Below are 20723 nucleotides of genomic sequence, written 5' to 3' on the forward strand. Positions count from 1 at the left end.
GCCGGTTCCAGCCCATCGCCGGAACCGGCCGGTGCGTCGCCCCGCGGGCGAAAGATCAGGCGCCGAACGCCTTCGACTTGCCCTTCACCGGCTTGGCGCCGGCCAGCAGGTGCGCGGGCACCAAGTCCCGCGCCGGCTCGCTGTAACCCACCGAAACGATCTTGTCGCCGTGGAAGGTGAAGGAGGTCAGCGAGGCGAGCGTGCACTGCCGCCGCCGCGGGTCGTGCCACAGCCGGCGCCGCTCGGCGAAGCTGCGCACGATCCAGATCGGCAGCTGGTGGCTGACCGCGACCGCCTCGTGCCCGCGGGCCGCGTCCCGGGCCGCGCCCAGCGCGCCCATCATCCGTACGACCTGCTCGATGTACGGCTCGCCCCACGAGGGCTTGAAGGGGTTGGTCAGGTACTTCCAGTTGCCGGGCTTCTTCAGCGCGCCGTCGCCCACCCCGAAGGTCTTGCCCTCGAAGACGTTGGCCGCCTCGATCAGCCGCTCGTCGGTGGCCAGATCCAGGCCGTGCGCCTTGGCGACCGGCGTCGCCGTCTCCTGGGCGCGCTCCAGCGGGGAGGACACCACATGGGTGATGTCCCGCCCCTCCAAGTGCTCGGCCACCCGGTCGGCCATCTTCCGGCCCAGGTCGGAGAGGTGATAGCCGGGACGGCGCCCGTACAGCACGCCCTCGGGGTTGTGCACCTCGCCGTGCCGCATCAGATGCACCACGGTGATCTCTTCGCTGCTCATGCCACCCATCCTCGCTCGGCCGACTCCCGCTCCACCCGGCTCACGCCGTCGCTTCGGCCGCGGCCCGCGCGGCGGCCGGCAGGGCCGCGGCGATCCGCTCGACCGCCCGCTCGTCGTGCGCGGACGAGACGAACCACGACTCGAACGCGGACGGCGGCAGGTAGACGCCCTGGGCCAGCATCGAGTGGAAGAAGGCGGTGAAGCGGAAGGACTCCTGCGCCTTGGCCTTGTCGTAGTCGGTGACGTCCTGGTCGGTGAAGAAGACGGAGAACATGTTGCCCGCGACCTGGAGGCGGTGCGCGACGCCCTCCTTGGCCAGCGCCTCGGTCACCAGGCCGCGCACCTGCGCGGAGACGGCGTCCACCGTCCCGTACACGGCGTCGTCCAGCAGCCGCAGCTGGGTGACGCCGGCGGCGGTGGCGACGGGGTTACCGGAGAGGGTGCCCGCCTGGTAGACCGGGCCCGCCGGGGCCAGGTGCGCCATCACGTCGGCGCGGCCGCCGAAGGCCGCCGCGGGGAAGCCGCCGCCCATGACCTTGCCGAAGGTCATCAGGTCGGGCTCGACGCCGTCGATGCCGTACCAGCCCGCCTTGCTGACGCGGAAGCCGGTCATGACCTCGTCGGAGATGAACAGCGCGCCGTTCTCCTGGCAGACGTCCTTCAGGCCCTGGTTGAAGCCGGGCAGCGGCGGCACCACGCCCATGTTGCCGGGCGAGGCCTCGGTGATCACACAGGCGATCTCGCCGGGGTGCGCGGCGAAGGCGGCGCGTACGGCCTCGATGTCGTTGTACGGCAGCACGATGGTGTCGCCGGCCTGCGCGCCGGTGACGCCGGGGGTGTCGGGCAGCCCGAAGGTGGCCACCCCGGACCCGGCCGCGGCCAGCAGCGCGTCGACGTGGCCGTGGTAGCAGCCGGCGAACTTCACGACCTTGGCGCGGCCCGTGAACCCGCGCGCGAGCCGGATCGCGGACATCGTCGCCTCGGTCCCGGAGGAGACCAGCCGCACCTGCTCGACCGGCTCGATACGGGCCACGATCTCCTCGGCCAGCTCCACCTCGCCCGCGCCGGGCGTACCGAAGGAGGTGCCCCGCGCGACCGCGGCCTGCACGGCGGCCGTCACCTGCGGCTGCGCGTGGCCGAGGATCATCGGCCCCCACGAGCACACGAGGTCGACGTACTCACGGCCGTCGGCGTCGGTGAGGTACGGACCGGTACCGGACACCATGAACCGGGGCGTACCGCCCACGGCACGGAAGGCCCGCACCGGAGAGTTCACGCCGCCCGGCGTCACCGCGGACGCGCGGTCGAAGAGCGACTCGGATACTGGGGCGTCATAGTCATACGGAAAAGGCACTGTGATCCTGACCTGCGGGACGTAGGAAGGGGCGGCGGCGGGCGGTCGCGCCCCGGCTGACAGCGGTGCGGGCACCGGCGCGAGGGGTGTGCGCTCTTGCGGTTCGCTTGCTACGGGCTCTTCTCTCGCTCTCAAACTCGTTCTCGGCCGGGCGTCAGGCCCCGCTTGTCTGCGAGACTGGGGCGTCGTACGAGTAAGTCACGCAAGCAATGGTCTCAGAGGCGCACGGGGGCGCGTGGCCGGGCGTTTCACGCGCCTGTCACGGGGGAGGTCTCTGGGACGATGATCGGGTTGCGCGGCTGGGGCTGCGAGTGGTCGGGTGGAGATATGCATCGCGGTGGCGAACTGGGCGAGGGCACCGAAGACCGGGGCCCCGAGCGCGCCCAGCGGGGCCGTCACCGGCGCGAGGAGACCAAGGGCGGGGGAAACAGAGGCAGCCGCATGGGGGTGACGTACAAATACTTCGGCGCGCCGGACGGCGCGACAGCGGCCCGTGTCCCGGTCACGATGCGGCCCGAGGAGCTGGGCGGCGACGAGCTCGGCATGGGCGGCATGTTCACCAAGATCAAGCCGGAGACGATGGCCGCCATGGTCCTCACCGGCATCGAGGGCATACCCCTGCACAAGGTCCCCCCGCTGGAGCTGGTCGTCCTCCACCCCGATTACGCCGTGGTCAAACTCCCCATGACCGTCGTCGACCCCCTGCGCGGCGTCGGCGAGGAATCGGTCGGCGCCGCGGCCTTCATCTGGTCCACCGTCCCCGACCGCGGCGGCCCGCGCGACGCCTTCACCGTCTACCAACTCCTGCACGAGTGGCAGGACTTCAGCCACCGGCTCCACGAGGCGGGGCATCAGGCGTACTGCCTGGTGTGGCCCTGAAAGACACCCCCTAGAGCTTGGGTACGACCGGCTCGGGCAGGGACGCGGCCCAGGAGGTGAGGACGGAGACGGCCTCGGCCTCCGTAGGGCCGCCGGCGGGCGTGGCGGGCAGGGCGCGCCGCTCGTCCGGCAGGGCCAACTCCCGGTAGAGCCGGAGGTCTTCGAAGCCGTTGCGGGCCACTTCGCGGCTGGGGGCGCCGTACACGACGCGGGGAATGCGGGCCCAGTAGCAGGCGGTCAGGCACATGGGGCAGGGCTCACTGCTGGAGTAGAGGACGCCGTCCTCGAAGAGGTGGCGGCCCAGGGCCTGTCCTGCCGCGCGCAGGGCCATGATCTCGGCGTGTGCGGTGGGGTCGTGGAGCCGTACGACCGCGCCGGCGCCCTCGCCCACGACGGCGCCGCCGACGACCAGCAGCGCGCCGAACGGGGTGGCTCCCGGGTCCGTGAGCGAGCGCCGGGACAGGTCCACGGCGCGGCGGAGGTGGCTGAGATCTTCGGGGGCGAGGGGCTCGGGGCCGTTGTGGCGCTGCTGGGGCATGGGCACTCTCCCTCGGCGGCGCGGGCTCAGTCCCCGCGGCCGCACGGCGGTTGGTAGGGCTGCTGGGACAGGTGCTGGCGCCACTGCTGCTCGGTGAGGACGCCGCGCGTGGTGGCGCACACCCGCTCGGCGGCGTTCTCGGTGCTCAGGTCCCACATCCGTACGGTGTCGTCGCCGCTGGCGGTGATCAGGTGGCGGCCGTCGGGTCTGAAGGCCAGCGAGGTGACGGCGGTGGTGTGGCCGGTGTCCAGCAGCCGGGAGGGGGCGCCGAAGGTGGGGTCGGACAGGTCCCACAGGCGCACGGTCCGGTCGTCGCTGCCGGTGACCAGGGTCTTGCCGTCCGGGCTGAAGACGACCGCGCCGACCGGCTCGGTGTGGCCGGCCAGCGGGGCGCCCAGCGGCTTGGCGTGGGCGGGGTCGGTGACGTTCCACAGGCGCACGGTCCGGTCGTTGCCCGCCGTGGCCAGCACGGTGCCGTCGGGGCTGAAGACGGCGACGCTCACATCGGTGGTGTGGCCGGTCAGCGGGCGGCCCAGCAGGACCGGGCGGTCGGGGTTGCTGATGTTCCACAGGCGGATGGTGCGGTCGCTGCTGGCGGTGGCCAGGGTGCGGCCGTCGGGGCTGAAGGCGGCGTAGTTCACATAGCCGGTGTGGCCGGTCAGCGGGCGGCCCACGGTGGTGGGGCGCGCGGGGTCGGCGATGCTCCACAGCTGGACGCTCTGGTCGTCCCAGCCGGTGACCATGGTGCGGCCGTCGGAGCTGATGTCCAGCGGCCCGGCGTAACGGGTGTGCAGGGGCAGGGGTTTGCCCAGCGGCTTGGGTGCCGACGGGTCGGCGATGTCCCACAGGCGGGTGGCGCCGTCGCCGCCCGAGGTGGCCAGAATGCGCCCGTCGGGGGTGAATTCGGCGCCGTTGAGGTAGTTGTTGTGGCCCTCGATGGGGCGGCCGAGGCGGGTGGGGCGGGCAGGGTCGGAGGTGTCCCACAGCCGTACGGTGCGGTCGTTGCTGGAGGTGGCCAGCAGCCGTCCGCCCGGCCCGAACCGGGCGCTGGACAGCGAGGCGGTGTGCCCGGTCAGCACGCCCGCGGGCAGTGACCACAGGGACGCCGTGCCGTTGGCGGACCCGGTGGCCAGACTGCGGCCGTCGGGGCTGAAGATGGCGGTGAAGGTGCCGCCGCTGCTGGCCGCGAGCGGCTGGCCCAGCTGGGCGATACGGGCCGGGTCGGCGACGTTCCACAGCCGCGCGGTGCCGTCCGTACCGGCCGAGGCGAGCAGCCTGCCGTCGGGGCTGAAGTCGACCGACCACACCGGCGCGGTGTGCCCGGCCACCGAGGTGCCGAGCGCCTGGACGCCGTCGGGGTCGGCGACGTTCCACAGCCGGATCGACTTGTCCTCGCTGCCGGTGGCCAAAGTGCGGCTGTCGGGCGCGAAGGTGACGGAGTGGACGGTGCCGGAGTGGCCCTTCAGCGGCTCGCCCGCGCGCCGCGGTCTGCCCGGGTCGCTGACGTCCCACAGCAGGGTGGTGGTGTCGTCGCCGCCCGCGGCGAGCAGCTTCCCGTCGGGGCTGAAGGCCACCGAGCGCACCGGCGCGCTGTGGCCGGTCAGCGGCTCGCCCAGCTGCTCGGGGCGGGCGCGGTCGCCGATGTCCCACAGCCGTACGGTGCGGCCCTCCTCGGCGGCGGCCAGGGTGCGGCTGTCGGGGCTGAACGCCACCAGGTAGACGGTGCCGTTCTCGCCCGCGATCGGGTCGCCCAGCTGCTGGGGGCGGGCGGGGTCGCTCACGTCCCACAGCCGTACGGTGCGGTCGTCGCCCGCGGAGGCCAGGGTGCGCCCGTCGGGGCTGAAGACCGCCGAGGTCACCCAGCTGCGGTGGCTGGTCAGCGGACGGCCCAGCGGCTTGGGCCGGGACCGGTCGCTGATGTCCCACAGCCGTACGGTGCGGTCGTAACTGGCGGTGGCCAGCACCTTGCCGTCGGGGCTGAAGGACGTCAGGTACACCGAGCCGCCGTGCCCTCGCAGGGGCGTGGCCAGCGGGGTGTTCTGCGCCGACAGCAGCTTGTCGGCGACGTCCTGGTCGTCCGGGCGCATGCGGTGCGCCACCAGGGCGAGCTGCGCGGAGAGCGAGGGGTCGCTCTCGTGCGTACGGTCCGCCTCGGCCACCACGCTGCGGAACTCCGCGTCGGCGCGCTGGCTCACCGCGTCCGAGCGCTGCCAGATCGCTATGGCCGTGGAGACCAGCGCGAGCACGAGCAGCGCGCTGAGCGTGGCGATGGCCCGGTGGGCGCGGCGCACCCGGCGCTGCTCGCCGGCGATACCGGCCTCCAGGAAGGCGGTCTCCAGGTCGTTGAGCGCCTCGGGGTGGGTCCTGGCCCACGTACGGGCGCTCGCCAGCTGGGTGCCGCGGTACAGCGCCTCCGGGTCGCGGCCCAGGTCGTGCCAGGTGCGGGCGGCGGTGGTCAGCCGGCGGTGGGTGCGCAGCGCCTCGCGGTCGTCGCTCAGCCAGCGCCGCAACCGGGGCCAGGCGCGGATGACGGCCTCGTGGGCGACCTCGACGGTGGTGTCCTCCAGCACGATCAGGCGCGCGGCGGCCAGGCGGTGCAGCAGCAGGGCGAGGGTGTCGGGGTCGGCCAGGCCGTTCAGCTCGCTGCGCGAGACCCGGCGGCGGGTGTCCTCGGTCTCCTCGCCCAGGGCCGTCAGGCGCAGGAACAGGGCGTTCAGTACGGCCTGTTGGCGGGCCGGGGCGCTGGTGTAGAGGTGTTCGGCGGTCTGCGCGATGGCCCCCTGCATGCCGCCGCTGGCGCGGTAGTCCGCCAGCCGCAGCACGCCGTCCTTGCGGCGCAGCCAGACCTCCCGCATGGCGTGCGCGACCAGCGGCAGGGCGCCGGGCTGCCCGGCCGCCTCGGCCACCACCGCCTCGGTCAGGCCCGGTTCCACGCTCAGCCCGGCCGCCGCCGCGGGGCAGTTGATGATCTCCCGCAGCTCCTCGCGGGTGGGCGGGCCGACCGGCATCTGTACGCCCGAGCGCAGCGCCGCGACCAGTCCGGCGTGGGTGAACAGCTGGGCGTAGAAGTCGGCGCGTACGGCGAGCACGGCCCGCACCCGGGGCGTACTGGCGTGGCACAGCTCGGCCAGCGCCGACAGGAAGGCCGAGCGCTCCTGCTCGTCCTCGCACTGGATGAAGGTCTCCTCGAACTGGTCGACCACCAGCACCACGCGCTCGTCCTCCGGCCGGGAGGCGAGCCAGGTGCCCAGCGCCAGGCCCAGGGCGGCCGGGTCGCGGGCCACTTCGCGGCGCAGCGCCTCGGGCGAGCCGCCCACCAGGCCGGTGACCGCGTCGGCCAGCGCGACCAGCGGGCGGGCGCCGGGGACCAGGAGGACGGCGTGCCGCTGCGGCCCGAGGCCGGGCAGCAGGCCCGCGCGCAGCAGGGAGGACTTGCCGCAGCCGGAGGCGCCGAACACCGCCAGGAGCGGTCCCTGTTCGACGTGCCGGTGCAGTTCCTTGATCAGTTCGGCGCGGCCGAAGAAGACATCGGAGTCCTGTGCGGTGAAGGCGGCCAGGCCCGGGTAGAGGGTCCGCTCCTCGGCCTCCTCGGCGCCGGGGTGCTCGGGGTCGTCCTTGGCGTCCTTGGACACCTCCTCGGAGGCGGCCTGCCAGTGCGCCTCCCACTCGGCCGTATCGCCGCCGCACGCCTCTACGTAGGCCAGCACCACCTGCAGGGAGGGCAGCCGGTCGCCCTTGGCCGCCTCGGCGAGCGTGCTCGCGGAGTAGTGCGCACGGCGCGCCAGTGAGCGGTAGCTGGGCGCCCCGGCCCGCTCCCGCAACTGCCGCAGCTGCCACGCCAGCCGCTGCACCGGACCCGCCTGAGGGTCCACGGGCCGCTCCGGCCGTCCCAGCCGCGCCGGCCGGCGCTCCCTGCCCGTATCCGCCATGCCAAAGCCTCCGCCATATGCCCCGCCGGCGCTCGCCTCGTACGGTCTGCAACTTTGTCCGACTTGATTGTCCTGCGTGAACTGGGGTTTCGGACAAGTCCCCGGGGGTTCCAAGGTGGTATCAGCCGGAAACCAGAGGCGCCGCTGGGTCGCCTCGCCGATTCCCGGCGAGTTCGGAGGCCGGGCGCGCGGCGAGCGGGAGCGGCGCTCTCCGAGGTCCGCCCGAGCCGTCATCGGGGGAGGACGGCTCGATCGGGCCGCGCCCGGCCACGAACGATCTCACAGGCGTGAACGGCGCGGGCTCGCGGGGGAACTCCGCGCCGATTCGCGCTGTTTTCATGGGACTTCGTATGGATTCAGCGGCTTTGTTCCGCTTTCTGCGGCTCGGTGCCCTACCAAGTGGGCCGGGCCGACACCCCGCCGTCGACGACGAGATTGTGTCCCGTGAGCCAGGAGGCCATCGGTGAGGCGAGGAAGACACAGGCGTCCCCGACGTCCTGCGGCGTGCCCAGCCTGCCGGTGGGCGCCGCCCTGTGCCAGCGCTCGACGCCCTCCGGCCAGGCCTGGGCGAGCCCGTCGTGGGCGATCAGGCCCGGGGAGACAGCGTTGACGCGGATGCCGTACGCGCCGTACTCCAGCGCAGCCGAGCGGGCGTGCATCACCACCGCCGCCTTGGACGCGCAGTAGTGGGCGTGCGCGGCGGCCGGCGCCGACGCCTCGATGGAGGCGATGTGCGTGACGGTGCCGCCGCCGGCCGCGCGCAGCACGGGGACGGCGGCCTGGGTGCACGCGAACGCGCTGAGGGTGTTGACGTCGACCACCGCGCGCCAGTCGGCGACGGTCATGGAGGCGAGGTCCTGGGTCGGCTGCACGCCCGCGTTGTTGACCACGGCGGTCAGCCGGCCGCGCCACTGGGCCGCCTCGCGGACCAGGCGGTGGCACTCCTGCTCGTCGGAGAGGTCCGCGGCCAGCGCCAGCGCGCCGCCGCCCGCCTCCTCGATCCGCGCGACCACGGCGTGCGCCGCATCCGCGTTGCTGCGGTAGTGGGCGACGACCGCGGCCCCGGCGGCGGCGAAGCGCAGGGCGATACCGCGCCCGACGACGCCGCCCGCGCCGGTCACCAGGGCGACCTGGTCGGTCAGATCGGGCAGCCCGGGGTCGGTGCGCAGGCTGATCCGGGGGCTCATGAGCGGCACAGCGCGGGGATCAGCGCCGCCTCCTGGGGGTAGCGGGCCAGGAGTTGGGCCGCGTCCCCCTGCTCGTATCCCTCGTAGGTGAAGCCCGGCGCCATGGTGGTGCCGAAGAGCGTCCACGCGCCGCCGTCGGCCACCCGCGCGCCCATCCAGGTGCCCGCGGGGACCGTGAGCTGGACCTGCTGGCCGCCCAGAACGTCCGGTCCCAGTACGGCCGTTCGCGACCGCCCGTCCGGTGCCAGCAGGAGCAGGGCGAGCGGGTCGCCGAGGTAGAAGTGCCAGATCTCGTCGGTGGGCAGGCGGTGCAGGGCGGAGAAGTCGTCGGGGGCGTCGGTCAGCAGCATGACGATCGCGGTGCCCGCCGGGCGTCCGTCCTCCTCGCGTACGGGACCTGCCCAGGTCTGCCGGAAGAGGCCGCCCTCGCGCGGCAACGGCTCCAGCCCGTACAGCTCGGCCAGTTCAGCGGGGTCGGGGTGAGGTCTTTGAGCGGCTGAGCGGCGCATTCCCGTCCTTCCCGTAGAAGCGCGCCTCCCGTAGGGGCGCGGGGAGCGCCCACCCTATGCAGCCGCGGGGCACCGCCGGGAAGAATCGCGCCATGAGCGACCCACAGGAACCCTCCCGCGCCCCGGCGCCCGCCGCACCCGCCTGCCCCGCGGCCTGGGACACCGTCGAGCGACTCGCCGCCTGGCTCGACCGCGAGCGGAGCCTGCCGCCCGAACAGGAGCGGCTGTTGCGCATCCTCAAACTCTCCGAGGAGGCGGGCGAGGTCGCGCAGGCCGTCATCGGCGCCACCGGCCAGAATCCGCGCAAGGGGGTCAGCCACAGCTGGGAGGACGTGCAGAGCGAGCTGTGCGATGTGATCGTGACGGCGATGGTGGCGCTGCGCACGCTGACTCCGCAGGCCCCCGCGGTCTTCGCCGAGCATCTGGCGCGGGTGGCGGGGCGGGTTCAGGTCTGAAGGGTCTGAGGGCCTGAAGGGCCTGAAGGGCCTGAGGGTCTGAAGGGGCGGCCGGCGGGCCGCCGTTCACGGCTGGCCGACCGCCGTCGAGGGCCCGTCCGCCGTCAAGTAGCGCTGCACGGTCGGCGCCAGCCAGGCCACCACCTCGTCGTGGGTGAGGGTGACGGCGGGCGGGAAGCGCAGGACGTAGCGGCACAGCGCCATGCCCAGGATCTGGGAGGCGATCAGCGCGGCGCGGGTCGCGGCCTCCCTGGGGTGCGGGCACGCGGCCGCGACGACCGGCCGTATCTGCTCGGCGAAGATGGTGCGCATCAGCTCGGCGCCCGCCTGGTTGGTGACGCCGACCCGCATCATCGCGGTCAGCGTCTCGTCGGTCTCCCAGCGCTCGACGAAGTGGCGCACCAGGCGTACGCCCCACTCCTCGTGCGGCACCGCGGACAGGTCCGGTGCCTTCAGCTCGATCTGGGAGGCGGCGGCGAACAGGCCCTCCTTGTTGCCGTAGTAGCGCATGACCATCGACGGGTCGATGCCCGCGTCCTTGGCGATGGCGCGGATGGTCGCGCGCTCGTACCCGTCGGCGGCGAAGCGGTCGCGCGCGGCGCTCAGGATCGCGGCGCGGGTCGCGTCGGAGCGGCGGGGGCGCAGGGAGGCGGGCTCGATGTCAGCCATGCCAACGACTGTAGGCCAACAGGTGTTGACATGCCAGGGACGCGGCGCCTAGCGTTGCCAACAAGCGTTGACCAACATGCGTTGGCATAGGAGGCGGCCATGAACCGCAAGCCCGGCACCACGCACCACAGCAACGACACCCACCCCACCGCCACCAGGTCCGATGTCATCGTCGTGGGCGCGGGGCCCACCGGGCTGCTGCTCGCCGGCGACCTCGCGACCGCGGGCCTGGACGTCACCCTTCTCGAACGGCGCGGCCCGCAGATCAGCAATCTCACCCGCGCCCTGGTCGTGCACGCCCGCACCCTGGAGCAGTTCGACGCCCGCGGCCTGGCCGACGAACTCATCGCCACCGGCAGCCCCGTACGGCAGCTGCGGCTCTTCGGCCGGGCCACCCTCGACCCTGCACAACTGCCCAGCCGCTTCCCGTTCGTCCTGGTCACCCCGCAGTTCGAGGTCGAGCGGCTGCTGGAGCAGCGGGCCCGCAAGGCCGGGGTCGCCTTCGTGCACGGCAGTGAGGTGGACGGCCTGGAGCAGGACGAGAACGGGGTGCTCGTACGCGCGCACGCGAGCGACGACCCCGCCCGCCGCACCAGCCACCGCGCCGCCTACCTCGTCGGCACCGACGGGGTGCGCAGCGCCGTCCGCGAGGCGCTCGGGCTGCCCTTCCCCGGCAAGGCGGTCGTACGCTCCATCGTGCTGGCCGACGTGCGGCTCGACCGGGCGCCCGAGACCCCCTTCGCCGCCGACGCCACCGCCGACGCGCTCTCGATCATCGCCCCCTTCGGCGACGGCTGGTACCGCGTCGTCGGCTGGAACCGGCACCGGCAGCTGCCCGACAGCGCCCCCGTCGGCCTGGAGGAGGTCCGCGAGTTCACCCGGCTCGTGCACGGCACCGACTACGGCATGCGCGAGGCCCGCTGGACCTCGCGCTTCCACAGCGACGAGCGCCAGGTCCCGCACTACCGCGTGGGCCGCGCCTTCCTGGCGGGCGACGCCGCGCACGTCCACTCCCCCGCCGGCGGCATGGGCATGAACACCGGTCTGCAGGACGCCGCCAACCTCAGCTGGAAGCTGGCCGCCGTGCTCCAAGGACACGCTCCGGAGCGCCTGTTGGACACCTACCACGACGAACGGCACCCCGTCGGCCGGGCGGTGCTGCGCGCCAGCGGCGCCATCGTGCGGGCCGCCCTGCTGCACACCCCGGCGCAGCGCGCGCTGCGCGGCGCGATCGCCCTGCTCGTGGGCACCGTACCGGCGCTGACCCGCCGCGGCGTGCGCACGGTCTCCGGCATCGGCATCTCCTACCCGGCCGGGCCCGGCGCCCACCCGCTGGCGGGCAAGCGCGCCCCCGACCTGCGGCTGGCCGGGGGCGGGCGGCTGTACGAGGCGCTGCGCGAGGGGCATTTCGTGCTCGTCGCGCCCGCCCGGGACGCCGTGGACCTCGGCGGCCGCGGGGACCGGGTCGTGCGCGCCACCTGGGCCGGCGCGCGGGGCACCATGCTGCTGGTCCGCCCGGACGGCTATATCGCCTGGGCGACCGACGAGAGCGCCCCGGCCCGGCGCGCCGAGGCCCTGCGCGGCGCCCTGCGGGACTGGACGGGCCCGGAGGGGGACACCGACGCCCCCTCCGCTACCCGGTGATGTGCCTCAAGTAGGTCCGGGGGTCGGCGAGATAGCGGCGCCAGTGGTCGACGAGGGCCAGTTCCTCCCACTGCGCCCGGCGCATGCCGTGCTCGCCGACCTCGACTATCTCCGCGCCGGGCAGGGCCGTGAGCAGCGGGGAGTGCGTGGCGCACACGATCTGGGCGCCGCGCTCGGCCAACTCCTTCATCAGCCCGACCAGTTCGAGGCAGGAGGTGAAGGAGAGCGCGGCCTCCGGCTCGTCCATCACATACAGCCCGCGGTCGCGGAACTTCTCCCGGAAGGTCATCAGAAAGCTCTCGCCGTGGCTCATCTCGTCCGGCACCCCGGACAGCTGGGTGCGGCCGAGCGCCTCGATCGCGGTCTCCGCCCGCAGGAAGAACCCCTTGCGCCGGGTGCGCGCCCCGCGCAGCATCCCCCGCCCCTCCAGTGTGGCGTCGAAGCGCAGCACCGAGCCGAGGTCGGAGGGCTCGCGCGGGCTCGCGTACTTCTGGCCCGCCCGGCCGCCGTACGAATCCAGGCCGTACGCCTCCGCCAATGCCTCGACGACCGTGGACTTGCCCGAGCCGTTCTCCCCCACCAGGAAGGTGACGGGCGCGGTGAACTTCAGCCCGTCCTCGGCCAGCTGCCGCACGCACGGCACCGTCCAGGGCCAGGCGCCCCGCCCGGCACCGCCCCCTGGTGGGAGATCCACATACGCACGTTCGATGAGCATGCTCCGAAGCTCTCACACGCCACTGACAATCGCCCGCGACAGCCGCCCCACCAGCACCGATGACGTCAAACGGCCCGCCGTGGCCCGTCCCGCCTACCCTTTGATCATGCTCGTCGCCCGCTCCGTCGCCCTGTTCGCCCTCGCCGCCCTCTTCGAGATCGGCGGCGCCTGGCTCGTCTGGCAAGGGGTGCGGGAACACCGCGGCTGGGCCTGGATCGGCGCCGGCGTCCTGGCGCTCGGCGTGTACGGGTTCGTCGCCACCCTCCAGCCCGACGCGGACTTCGGGCGCATCCTCGCCGCGTACGGCGGGGTCTTCGTGGCCGGCTCGATCGCCTGGGGCATGGTCGCCGACGGCTACCGCCCCGACCGCTGGGACGTCGTCGGCGCGCTGATCTGCCTGGCCGGCATGGCCGTGATCATGTACGCGCCCCGGGGGCGCTGACTTCGGCCCACCGGGGCCCGTACCTCGCATTCCCCCCGGAACCTCATCCGCCCCCCTACCCCCCGTCGTCCGTCATCGCCCGCCCGGCCGCCTCAACGCACCATCACCCGCCCGCTCTTGGCCGACGGCGCTCCGGCGGCGCACGACGACTTCTCCGCGGCCGTCATCCTGCGCGTCTTGACGACCACCGCGTTGTGGCTGCCGTCGGTGCCGTTGGCCGCGGGGCCGGTGACGGTGTCCGGCACGAACCAGTAGTAGTGCCCCCACTTGGGGCTGTCGTAGTGCGTCTGCCAGGTGCCCGACACCTTCTGCATCACCTGCGCGCGGGCGATCCAGCCCACCTCGCCGGGCTGCACCGTCATGCCCAGCGCGCTGCTCTCGGTGTGCGAACTGGTCCATGTGTGGCTGTAGTTGGCGGTCACGCTCACATCGATGATGCCCGCTATCTTGCCGCCCGCGGTCACCGAGACACCCGCCGAGTCGGTGGAGCCCACCGTGTCCGACCAGGTCATCGTCTGGGTCGCGGGGGACGTCGTGCAGTTGTAGACCGCGTCGGAGACCCGGCGGAACTCGCCGAGGTAGGCCTTGCCGAGCACCGGCTCGTTGAAGCTGCACTTGCCCAGGCCCGAGGCGCAGTCGGCCATGATCTCCTTACGGGTCGGCCCGTCGGCCGCCGCCGCGGGCAGCGTCATCGCCGACACCGCCCCCATCAGGGTCGCCCCCACTGCCAGCGCGCGGCCCCCACACCGCAGCGCACGGTTGATCGCCATCTCGCATCCCCTTCGTCTCGTACAGGCGACGTCCCGAGCGCGCCGCATGTTGCGCATGAGACTGATGCATCGAACGACCTCAACTACACCAAAGATCAGTAAAGTTGTAGTTAATCGCTAAACATCAACTCTGTCCGTATTGCCGAGATGACGAGCGGATGACATCGCGGTGTGCACCGCCCGAAGACGCCGCGCGCAGCGGGCGAAATCCGCCCGGCGACAGCGCCCGGCCTGCGCTTATCCTGCGTAGGCGCACAGGTCTGCGTACGGATCTGTGTACGGATTCGCGTACGGCCCCGGCATCCAGCACGGGACCGGCCCACCGCCCCAAGGAGACGCACCATGACCGCCGCCGCACTCCCCCAGCCCTCCGCCGACAGCGCTTCCGCGGAAGCCGCCGCCCGCGTCGCCGTCGTCACCGGAGCGAGCAGCGGCATCGGTGCCGCGACCGCGCGCCAACTGGCCGCGGCCGGCTACCGTGTGGTCCTCACCGCGCGCCGCAAGGACCGCATCGAGGCGCTGGCCGCCGAGCTCGCGCAGAGCGGCCCCGGCGCGGAGGCGTACGCGCTCGACGTCACCGACCGCCCCGCCGTCGACGCCTTCGCCGCCCACCTCACCGACCGGTACGGCCGCGTGCACGTCCTGGTCAACAACGCGGGCGGCGCGCTCGGCGCCGACCCGGTGGCCAGCGCCGACCCCGCCGACTGGCGCACGATGTACGAGGTCAACGTCCTGGGCACGCTCCACACCACCCAGGCCCTGCTCCCCGCCCTGACCGCCTCGGGCGACGCCACCGTCCTCGTGCTCTCCTCCACCGCCGGGCACGGCACGTACGAAGGCGGCGGTGGCTATGTCGCCGCCAAGCACGGCGCGCACGTCCTCGCCGAGACGCTCCGCCTGGAGCTGTGCGGACAGCCCGTACGCGTCATCGAGATCGCCCCCGGCATGGTCAGGACCGACGAGTTCGCCCTCACCCGCTTCCGCGGCGACCAGGCCAAGGCCGCCAAGGTCTACGAGGGCGTCGCCGAGCCCCTGACCGCCGACGACGTCGCCGACACCATCACCTGGGCCATCACCCGCCCCTCCCACGTCAACATCGACCTCCTGGTCGTCCGCCCCCGCGCCCAGGCCTCCAACACCAAGGTGCACCGCGCCGGTTGACGATTCCGGCAGCTCCGGCAGAGGGCTGACGCACACCGGACCGGAAAGAGGGGGCCTGGCACCACCCCCGGCCCGGTACCCAGCCCTCCTGCCCGCCGCGCGCACCGTCGCGGCCGTCACCGGCCTCGCGCAGCTGTGGCCCTGGCTGCGCCGCCACCCCGTCCCGCACCGCTGGACCGGCCGCGCCTACTTCTTCGCCGGCGCCTTCCCCTCGGCGCTCGTGGGCATTGCGGTGCTCTTCCGACGAAGCTTTCGACAGCCCGTGACGGCTCCCGGCAGCCCTGCTCCTCAACATCATCGTCGCCGAGGCATGGATCCAGCACCGCTACGGCAAGCGGCGGACCCCCGTACCGCCGCCCGCCGCCGTCAGCCCTTCACACACACGACCTGCTTGAGCTTGGCCACGACCTCGACGAGATCCCGCTGCTGGTCGATGACCTTCTCGATCGGCTTGTACGCGCCCGGGATCTCGTCCACGACACCGGAGTCCTTGCGGCACTCCACGCCCCGTGTCTGCTCCTCCAGATCCCGCGTGGAGAACCGCTTCTTGGCGGCGTTGCGGCTCATCTTGCGGCCCGCGCCGTGCGAGGCGGAGTTGAAGGACGCCGCGTTGCCCAGGCCCTTGACGATGTACGAGCCGGTGCCCATCGAGCCCGGGATGATCCCGTAGTCGCCGGAGCCCGCGCGGATCGCGCCCTTGCGTGTGACCAGCAGGTCCATGCCGTCGTACCGCTCCTCCGCCACATAGTTGTGGTGGCAGGAGATCACCGGCTCGAAGGTCGGCTTGGCCTTCTTGAACTCCTTGCGGACGACGTCCTGGAAGAGCGCCATCATGATCGCGCGGTTGTACTTCGCGTACTCCTGCGCCCAGAACAGATCGTTTCGGTACGCCGCCATCTGCGGGGTGTCCGCGATGAAGACGGCGAGGTCCCGGTCGACCAGGCCCTGGTTGTGCGGCAGCTTCTGCGCCTGGCCGATGTGGAAGTCCGCCAGCTCCTTGCCGATGTTCCGGGAGCCGGAGTGCAGCATCAGCCAGACCGTTCCCGACTCGTCGAGACAAAATTCAATGAAATGGTTTCCGCTTCCAAGCGTTCCCATCTGCTTCGTGGCACGTTCCTGACGGAACTTGACCGCTTCCGCGATCCCCTCGAAACGCGTCCAGAAGTCCTCCCACCCCGACGTCGGGAAGCCGTGCAGCCGGCCCGGGTCCACCACGTCCTCGTGCATCCCGCGACCCACCGGAATGGCCTGTTCGATCTTCGAGCGGAGCCGGGAGAGGTCACCCGGAAGGTCGTTCGCGGTGAGTGACGTCTTGACGGCGCTCATGCCGCAGCCGATGTCGACGCCGACCGCCGCCGGGCAGACCGCGCCGTGCATCGCGATCACCGATCCCACCGTCGCGCCCTTGCCGTAGTGGACGTCCGGCATCACGGCCAGACCCTTGATCCACGGCAGGGTGGCGACATTGCGCAGCTGCTGCATGGCGACGTCCTCGACCGTGGACGGGTCCGCCCACATCCGGATCGGGACCTTCGCACCGGGCACTTCGACGTACGACATATCTTCCTCATTCCCCCGAAAAGCGATAAAGCGCAAAAGCCAGACAAAACACCCGATCAACGACAAGGGACCGGCGTGCGCGGCGATGCGTGCGGTAGACATTGTGTCCATCGGCCGCCCTTCGGCGGCAACCAGATTTCGTACCGGAAGGAGCCGGAGACGGTGCAGCGGAAGTCGTTCGTACCCGGTGCCGCGCTGGCGACAGCAGCCGTACTGGCCGCCACGCTCACCGCCTGCACCGGCGGCTCCGGCTCCGACAGCGGCAGCGAGGACCCCCAGAACGGCGACTCCTCCGCCGCGTCGCACACCGCCGAGCCGGGGAAGTTCAGCACGCTCCCCGAGCCCTGCCGCCTCCCGGCCCGCGGGACGCTGCGCGCCATGCTGCCCGGCGAGGACTCCGACAGCGCCTCGCCGGAGGACGCCGACGCGGTGTACGAGGGCACGCCCGCCACCACCTTCGACACCGACCGCAGCGTCGGCTGCCGCTGGAAGCGCGAGACCGCCGCCGGCACCCGCCACCTGAACATCGACCTGGAGCGGGTGGTCTCCTACGACGCCGCCGTCAGCGACGACGACAAGGCGCAGGAGATCTACAGCAGGAAGGAGCTGGCGGCGAAAATACCGTCCGGCTCGCCCTCCCCGTCCGCCTCCGCGCACCAGACACAGGAGCAGGACCAGAACCGGACGAAGGACGACCAGGACGGCGACGGCGCCAACGACGGCAAGGGCGCCGACGACGGCAAGGACAACAAGGACGGCGACGACGCCGGCAAGGGCGCGCAGGGCCGGGTCAAGGGCCAGGCCAAGGGCGGCGACGACACCGCGGCGCCGTCCCCCTCCGGCTCCCCCACCCCGAGCGCGGGCACCGGCACCGAGCCCCCTGCGGCCTCCACCGCCCCGCGCCTGCTGGACGACCTGGGTGACGCCGCCTTCCTCAACGACCGGCTCGTGACCGCCGACTCCGGCGTGCACCGCGACATCACCATCGTCTTCCGGTCCTCCAACGTCGTGGTGACCATCGAGTACGACCAGTGGTCCGCCGACAAAACGGGCCGCCCCGGCAGCCAGGAGCTCCAGGAGAAGGCCCAGAAGCTGGCCCGCGAGCTCGCGGAGAGCATCAGCGATTAGCCCGAATTGTCCGGCGAGTAACGTCACGAATCGACCGCTGGCCGCCATCCGCCGCGTACCGTGCCGACTAGTCCCGCGCGCGAGAGCCGCCCGTACGACGCCGTACGGGCCCCGGCTCTCCCGCCCCACCCGACGCACGACGATCGACGAACGACGACGAACAGCGAAGGAACCATGCACCGTTCAGCCAAGCGACTCGCCAGCCTTCTCGCCTGCGCAGCCGTACCGGTGATGCTCGTCGCCGGCTGCTCCTCCGACTCCGACAAGAAGGACAGCGGCGACTCCGGGAAGTCCGCCGCGCCCAGCGCCAGTGCCAGCGCGAGCGGCAGCGGAGCGAGCCCGTCACCCAGCGTCGCGCCCGCGAAGTTCAAGAAGCTGCCCGACCCCTGCCAGTCCGTGTCCAAGGACACCATCAACAAGCTGCTGCCCAAGGCGGACGAGAAGGGCAAGGCGGGCAAGACCTCGGACGCCGCGGCCCGCGCGTACTGCTCCTGGACCAGCTCCGAGGACCAGGGCGTGGACGGCACCCAGTACCGCTGGCTGGACATCGGATTCCAGCGCTACGACTCCAGCGTGGGCCTGGGCACCGGCGACAAGCGCGCCACCGACGCGTACAACCGCCAGGTCGACACGGAGAAGGGTGTCGAGGGCGCCAAGAACGTCAAGGCCGACAAGACCGGCGGCATCGGCGACGAGGCCACCTCGATCACCTTCGACTCCAAGGAGAACAAGAACGACTTCAAGAACCAGACGGTGGTGGCCCGTACCGCCAACGTCGTGGTCACCGTGCACTTCAAGGGCTCGGGCCTGGCCGGCGGCGACAGCCCGGACGCGGAGAAGATGCTCAAGGACGCGCAGAACACCGCCAAGGAGGCCGTGGCCTCCGTCGCCAAGGCGAACCAGTGACGGCGCGGCGCTAGCCGCCTTTCAGCTCACCTGCCCGGGTCGGAGAACTCCGCCCGGGCGGGCGCCGTCCGGGCGCCTCAGGCGCTCCGGCGGTTCCTGCGCTTGCGGTCCGCGTCGCCCCACCAGGCCAGGGCCGCACCGGCGAGGAGAATGCCGAGGTAGGCCGCCGACGGCAGGTCGAACCAGTGGGGCAGCAGGCCCCAGGCCTTGTCGGAGAAGGTCTGGCCGAAAAAGCCGAGCGCTCCTTGGATGATGGCGATGACGCCGATGATTTCCCTCATGGCTCCACCATCACGCGCTCGGCCCCGGGGATCGTCGTCCCCGGGGCCGAACCCGTACTCCGCCTAAAGTCGCAGCGCCGACCTCAGGCTCTCGTTCTCACGCCTTCGCAGCTCAGGCGCCCAGCAGCTTGCGCACCCGGTCCGCGCCGACGGCCAGCAGCAGCGTGGGCAGCCGCGGCCCGGTGTCCCGGCCGACCAGGAGGTGGTAGAGCAGCGCGAAGAAGGACCGCTGGGCGACCTTGAGCTCCGGCGTCGGCTTGGCGTCCGGCGTCAGCCCGGCCTGCACCTTGGGCACGCCGTAGACCAGCGTCGTCAGGCCGTCCAGCGACCAGTGCTCGTCCAGGCCCTCCAGCAGCAGCCGCAGCGACTCGCGCGCCTGCTCGTCCAGCTCGCCGAGCACGGCGGTGTCCGGCTCCTCGCGCACGATGGTGCGCTGCTCGGCCGGGACCTGGGTGTTGATCCAGTGCTCGGCCTTGTCGAGCCGGGGCCGGGTCTCCTCCAGGGAGGTGACCGGGTTGCCCGGGTCCAGTTCGCTCAGGATGCGCAGGGTCTGGTCCTCGGCGCCCGCGGTGATGTCCGCGACCGAGGCGAGCGTGCGGTACGGCAGCGGGCGCGGGGTGCGGGGCAGCTCGCCGGCGGCGGTGCGCACCGCGCGGGAGTGCGCGGCGGCGTCCGCGGGGAGCACGGAGCCGTCGGCGACCTTGGACTCCAGCTTGTCCCACTCGTCGTAGAGCCGCTGGATCTCCTGGTCGAAGGCGATCTTGAAGGACTGGTTGGGCCTGCGGCGCGCGTACAGCCAGCGCAGCAGCGGCGCCTCCATGATCTTCAGGGCGTCGCCGGGGGTGGGCACGCCGCCCTTGGAGGAGGACATCTTGGCCATGCCGCTGATGCCGACGAAGGCGTACATCGGGCCGATGGGCTGCTGCCCGTCGAAGATCTCGCGCACGATCTGGCCGCCGACCACGAAGGACGAGCCGGGCGAGGAGTGGTCCACGCCGGAGGGCTCGAAGATCACGCCCTCGTAGGCCCAGCGCATCGGCCAGTCGACCTTCCAGACCAGCTTGCCGCGGTTGAACTCGCTCAGGCTGACCGTCTCGCCGAAGCCGCAGGCCGTGCAGGTGTAGGCCAGCTCGGTGGTCTCCTCGTCGTAGGAGGTGACCTGGGTCAGGTCCTTCTCGCACTGCCCGCAGTAGGGCTTGTACGGGAAGTAGCCGGCCGAGCCGCTGCTGCCGTCGTCCTCGCTGGCGGCGCCGGAGCCCTCGGCGGCCTCCAGCTCGGCCGCGTCGACGGGCTTCTGCGACTTCTTCGCGGGGGCCTTCTTGGTGCGGTACTGGTCGAGGATCGCGTCGATCTTCGCCCGGTTCCTCATCGCGTGCAGGACCTGCTCGCGGTAGACACCGGAGGTGTACTGCTCGGTCTGGCTGATGCCGTCGTACTGAACGCCCAGCTCGGCCAGCGCCTGGACCATGGCGGCCTTGAAGTGCTCGGCCCAGTTCGGGTACGCGGAGCCCGCGGGGGCGGGCACCGAGGTCAGGGGCTTGCCGATGTGCTCGGCCCAGCTCTCGTCCACGCCCGCGACGCCGGCCGGGACCTTGCGGTACCGGTCGTAGTCGTCCCAGGAGATCAGGTGGCGGACCTCGTGGCCCCGGCGGCGGATCTCGTCCGCGACCAGGTGGGGGGTCATGACCTCACGGAGGTTGCCGAGGTGGATGGGGCCGGACGGGCTGAGGCCCGAGGCGCAGACGATCGGTTTGCCGGGGGCGCGACGCTCCGCCTCGGCAATGACCTCGTCCGCGAACCTGGAGACCCAGTCGGTCTCGGTGCTCTGCTGAGCCACGATCGGCCCTTCCTTTTCTCGTA

General features: G+C 72.3%; 19 protein-coding genes. 7 read left to right on the forward strand and 12 right to left on the reverse strand.

Annotated features, from left to right (window positions below):
- Positions 1-55: 55 nt before the first annotated feature.
- Together AC4IJH_RS33480 and hemL are read right to left on the reverse strand one after the other, a co-directional pair.
- The gene (locus AC4IJH_RS33480) at positions 56-736 is read right to left on the reverse strand and encodes a histidine phosphatase family protein (protein WP_490855703.1); all 681 of its coding nucleotides are present in this window, start codon (positions 734-736) and stop codon (positions 56-58) included.
- A 40-nt stretch (positions 737-776) separates the two neighbouring features.
- Entirely contained in the window at positions 777-2096 is a 1320-nt protein-coding gene (gene hemL, locus AC4IJH_RS33485) for a glutamate-1-semialdehyde 2,1-aminomutase (protein ID WP_490855724.1), read from the reverse strand.
- Positions 2097-2531: 435 nt separating this feature from the next.
- Here hemL and AC4IJH_RS33490 point away from each other — a divergent pair, with 435 nt between their 5' ends.
- Positions 2532-2969 (forward strand): hypothetical protein, encoded by a 438-nt coding sequence (locus tag AC4IJH_RS33490; protein WP_490855725.1) that lies wholly within the window; start codon positions 2532-2534, stop codon positions 2967-2969.
- A 10-nt stretch (positions 2970-2979) separates the two neighbouring features.
- On the opposite strand, the gene AC4IJH_RS33495 is transcribed toward AC4IJH_RS33490, so the two are convergent.
- From AC4IJH_RS33495 to AC4IJH_RS33510, 4 genes are all read right to left on the reverse strand, one after another.
- Positions 2980-3507 carry a nucleoside deaminase gene (locus AC4IJH_RS33495; protein ID WP_490855704.1) on the reverse strand — a complete coding sequence of 176 codons (528 nt, stop codon included), beginning with the start codon at positions 3505-3507 and terminating at the stop codon, positions 2980-2982.
- A 26-nt stretch (positions 3508-3533) separates the two neighbouring features.
- On the reverse strand, positions 3534-7379 hold the full coding sequence (locus AC4IJH_RS33500) for an nSTAND1 domain-containing NTPase (RefSeq protein WP_490855705.1): 3846 nt from the start codon (positions 7377-7379) through the stop codon (positions 3534-3536).
- 449 nt (positions 7380-7828) lie between these two features.
- On the reverse strand, positions 7829-8623 hold the full coding sequence (locus tag AC4IJH_RS33505; RefSeq protein ID WP_490855706.1) for an SDR family NAD(P)-dependent oxidoreductase: 795 nt from the start codon (positions 8621-8623) through the stop codon (positions 7829-7831).
- Positions 8620-9132, reverse strand: a complete 513-nt coding sequence (locus AC4IJH_RS33510; protein WP_490855707.1) for a cupin domain-containing protein — start codon at positions 9130-9132, stop codon at positions 8620-8622. Before AC4IJH_RS33510 ends, AC4IJH_RS33505 begins: the two co-directional genes overlap by 4 nt.
- Before the next feature lie 92 nt (positions 9133-9224).
- Between AC4IJH_RS33510 and AC4IJH_RS33515 the strand changes: the two genes are divergently transcribed.
- Positions 9225-9587: a MazG-like family protein gene (locus tag AC4IJH_RS33515; RefSeq protein ID WP_490855708.1), complete on the forward strand. Its 363-nt coding sequence runs from the start codon at positions 9225-9227 to the stop codon at positions 9585-9587.
- A 66-nt stretch (positions 9588-9653) separates the two neighbouring features.
- On the opposite strand, the gene AC4IJH_RS33520 is transcribed toward AC4IJH_RS33515, so the two are convergent.
- Positions 9654-10256 carry a TetR/AcrR family transcriptional regulator gene (locus AC4IJH_RS33520; RefSeq protein WP_490855709.1) on the reverse strand — a complete coding sequence of 201 codons (603 nt, stop codon included), beginning with the start codon at positions 10254-10256 and terminating at the stop codon, positions 9654-9656.
- A gap of 99 nt (positions 10257-10355) precedes the next feature.
- Between AC4IJH_RS33520 and AC4IJH_RS33525 the strand changes: the two genes are divergently transcribed.
- Complete coding sequence (locus AC4IJH_RS33525; RefSeq protein WP_490855710.1) at positions 10356-11900, forward strand: FAD-dependent monooxygenase; 1545 nt, start codon at positions 10356-10358, stop codon at positions 11898-11900.
- Here the strand turns inward: AC4IJH_RS33525 and AC4IJH_RS33530 are convergent.
- A complete protein-coding gene (locus tag AC4IJH_RS33530) occupies positions 11890-12615 on the reverse strand; it encodes an AAA family ATPase (protein ID WP_490855711.1) in 726 nt (241 codons plus the stop codon). The genes AC4IJH_RS33525 and AC4IJH_RS33530 overlap by 11 nt on opposite strands.
- A 106-nt stretch (positions 12616-12721) precedes the next feature.
- On the opposite strand from AC4IJH_RS33530, the gene AC4IJH_RS33535 reads away from it, so the two are divergent.
- Positions 12722-13057: a YnfA family protein gene (locus tag AC4IJH_RS33535; RefSeq protein WP_490855712.1), complete on the forward strand. Its 336-nt coding sequence runs from the start codon at positions 12722-12724 to the stop codon at positions 13055-13057.
- A gap of 92 nt (positions 13058-13149) precedes the next feature.
- Here the strand turns inward: AC4IJH_RS33535 and AC4IJH_RS33540 are convergent, their stop codons facing one another.
- Complete coding sequence (locus AC4IJH_RS33540; protein WP_490855713.1) at positions 13150-13827, reverse strand: hypothetical protein; 678 nt, start codon at positions 13825-13827, stop codon at positions 13150-13152.
- A gap of 342 nt (positions 13828-14169) precedes the next feature.
- Between AC4IJH_RS33540 and AC4IJH_RS33545 the strand changes: the two genes are divergently transcribed.
- A complete protein-coding gene (locus AC4IJH_RS33545; RefSeq protein ID WP_490855714.1) occupies positions 14170-14988 on the forward strand; it encodes an SDR family NAD(P)-dependent oxidoreductase in 819 nt (272 codons plus the stop codon).
- Between the two features lie 366 nt (positions 14989-15354).
- Here the strand turns inward: AC4IJH_RS33545 and AC4IJH_RS33550 are convergent, their stop codons facing one another.
- Positions 15355-16548, reverse strand: a complete 1194-nt coding sequence (locus tag AC4IJH_RS33550) for an RtcB family protein (protein WP_490855715.1) — start codon at positions 16546-16548, stop codon at positions 15355-15357.
- A gap of 162 nt (positions 16549-16710) precedes the next feature.
- Between AC4IJH_RS33550 and AC4IJH_RS33555 the strand changes: the two genes are divergently transcribed.
- Together AC4IJH_RS33555 and AC4IJH_RS33560 are read left to right on the forward strand one after the other, a co-directional pair.
- Positions 16711-17676, forward strand: coding sequence for a hypothetical protein (locus AC4IJH_RS33555; protein WP_490855716.1), 966 nt, complete (start codon positions 16711-16713; stop codon positions 17674-17676).
- Positions 17677-17850: 174 nt separating this feature from the next.
- On the forward strand, positions 17851-18582 hold the full coding sequence (locus AC4IJH_RS33560; RefSeq protein WP_490855717.1) for a DUF3558 family protein: 732 nt from the start codon (positions 17851-17853) through the stop codon (positions 18580-18582).
- A gap of 77 nt (positions 18583-18659) precedes the next feature.
- Here AC4IJH_RS33560 and AC4IJH_RS33565 read toward each other — a convergent pair whose 3' ends face one another.
- Both AC4IJH_RS33565 and lysS read right to left on the reverse strand, forming a co-directional pair.
- The gene (locus AC4IJH_RS33565; protein ID WP_490855718.1) at positions 18660-18863 is read right to left on the reverse strand and encodes a hypothetical protein; all 204 of its coding nucleotides are present in this window, start codon (positions 18861-18863) and stop codon (positions 18660-18662) included.
- A 112-nt stretch (positions 18864-18975) separates the two neighbouring features.
- The gene (lysS, locus tag AC4IJH_RS33570; RefSeq protein WP_490855719.1) at positions 18976-20700 is read right to left on the reverse strand and encodes a lysine--tRNA ligase; all 1725 of its coding nucleotides are present in this window, start codon (positions 20698-20700) and stop codon (positions 18976-18978) included.
- Positions 20701-20723: the final 23 nt, after the last annotated feature.

The sequence above is a fragment of the Streptomyces sp. UF-297 genome, assembly GCF_058245575.1.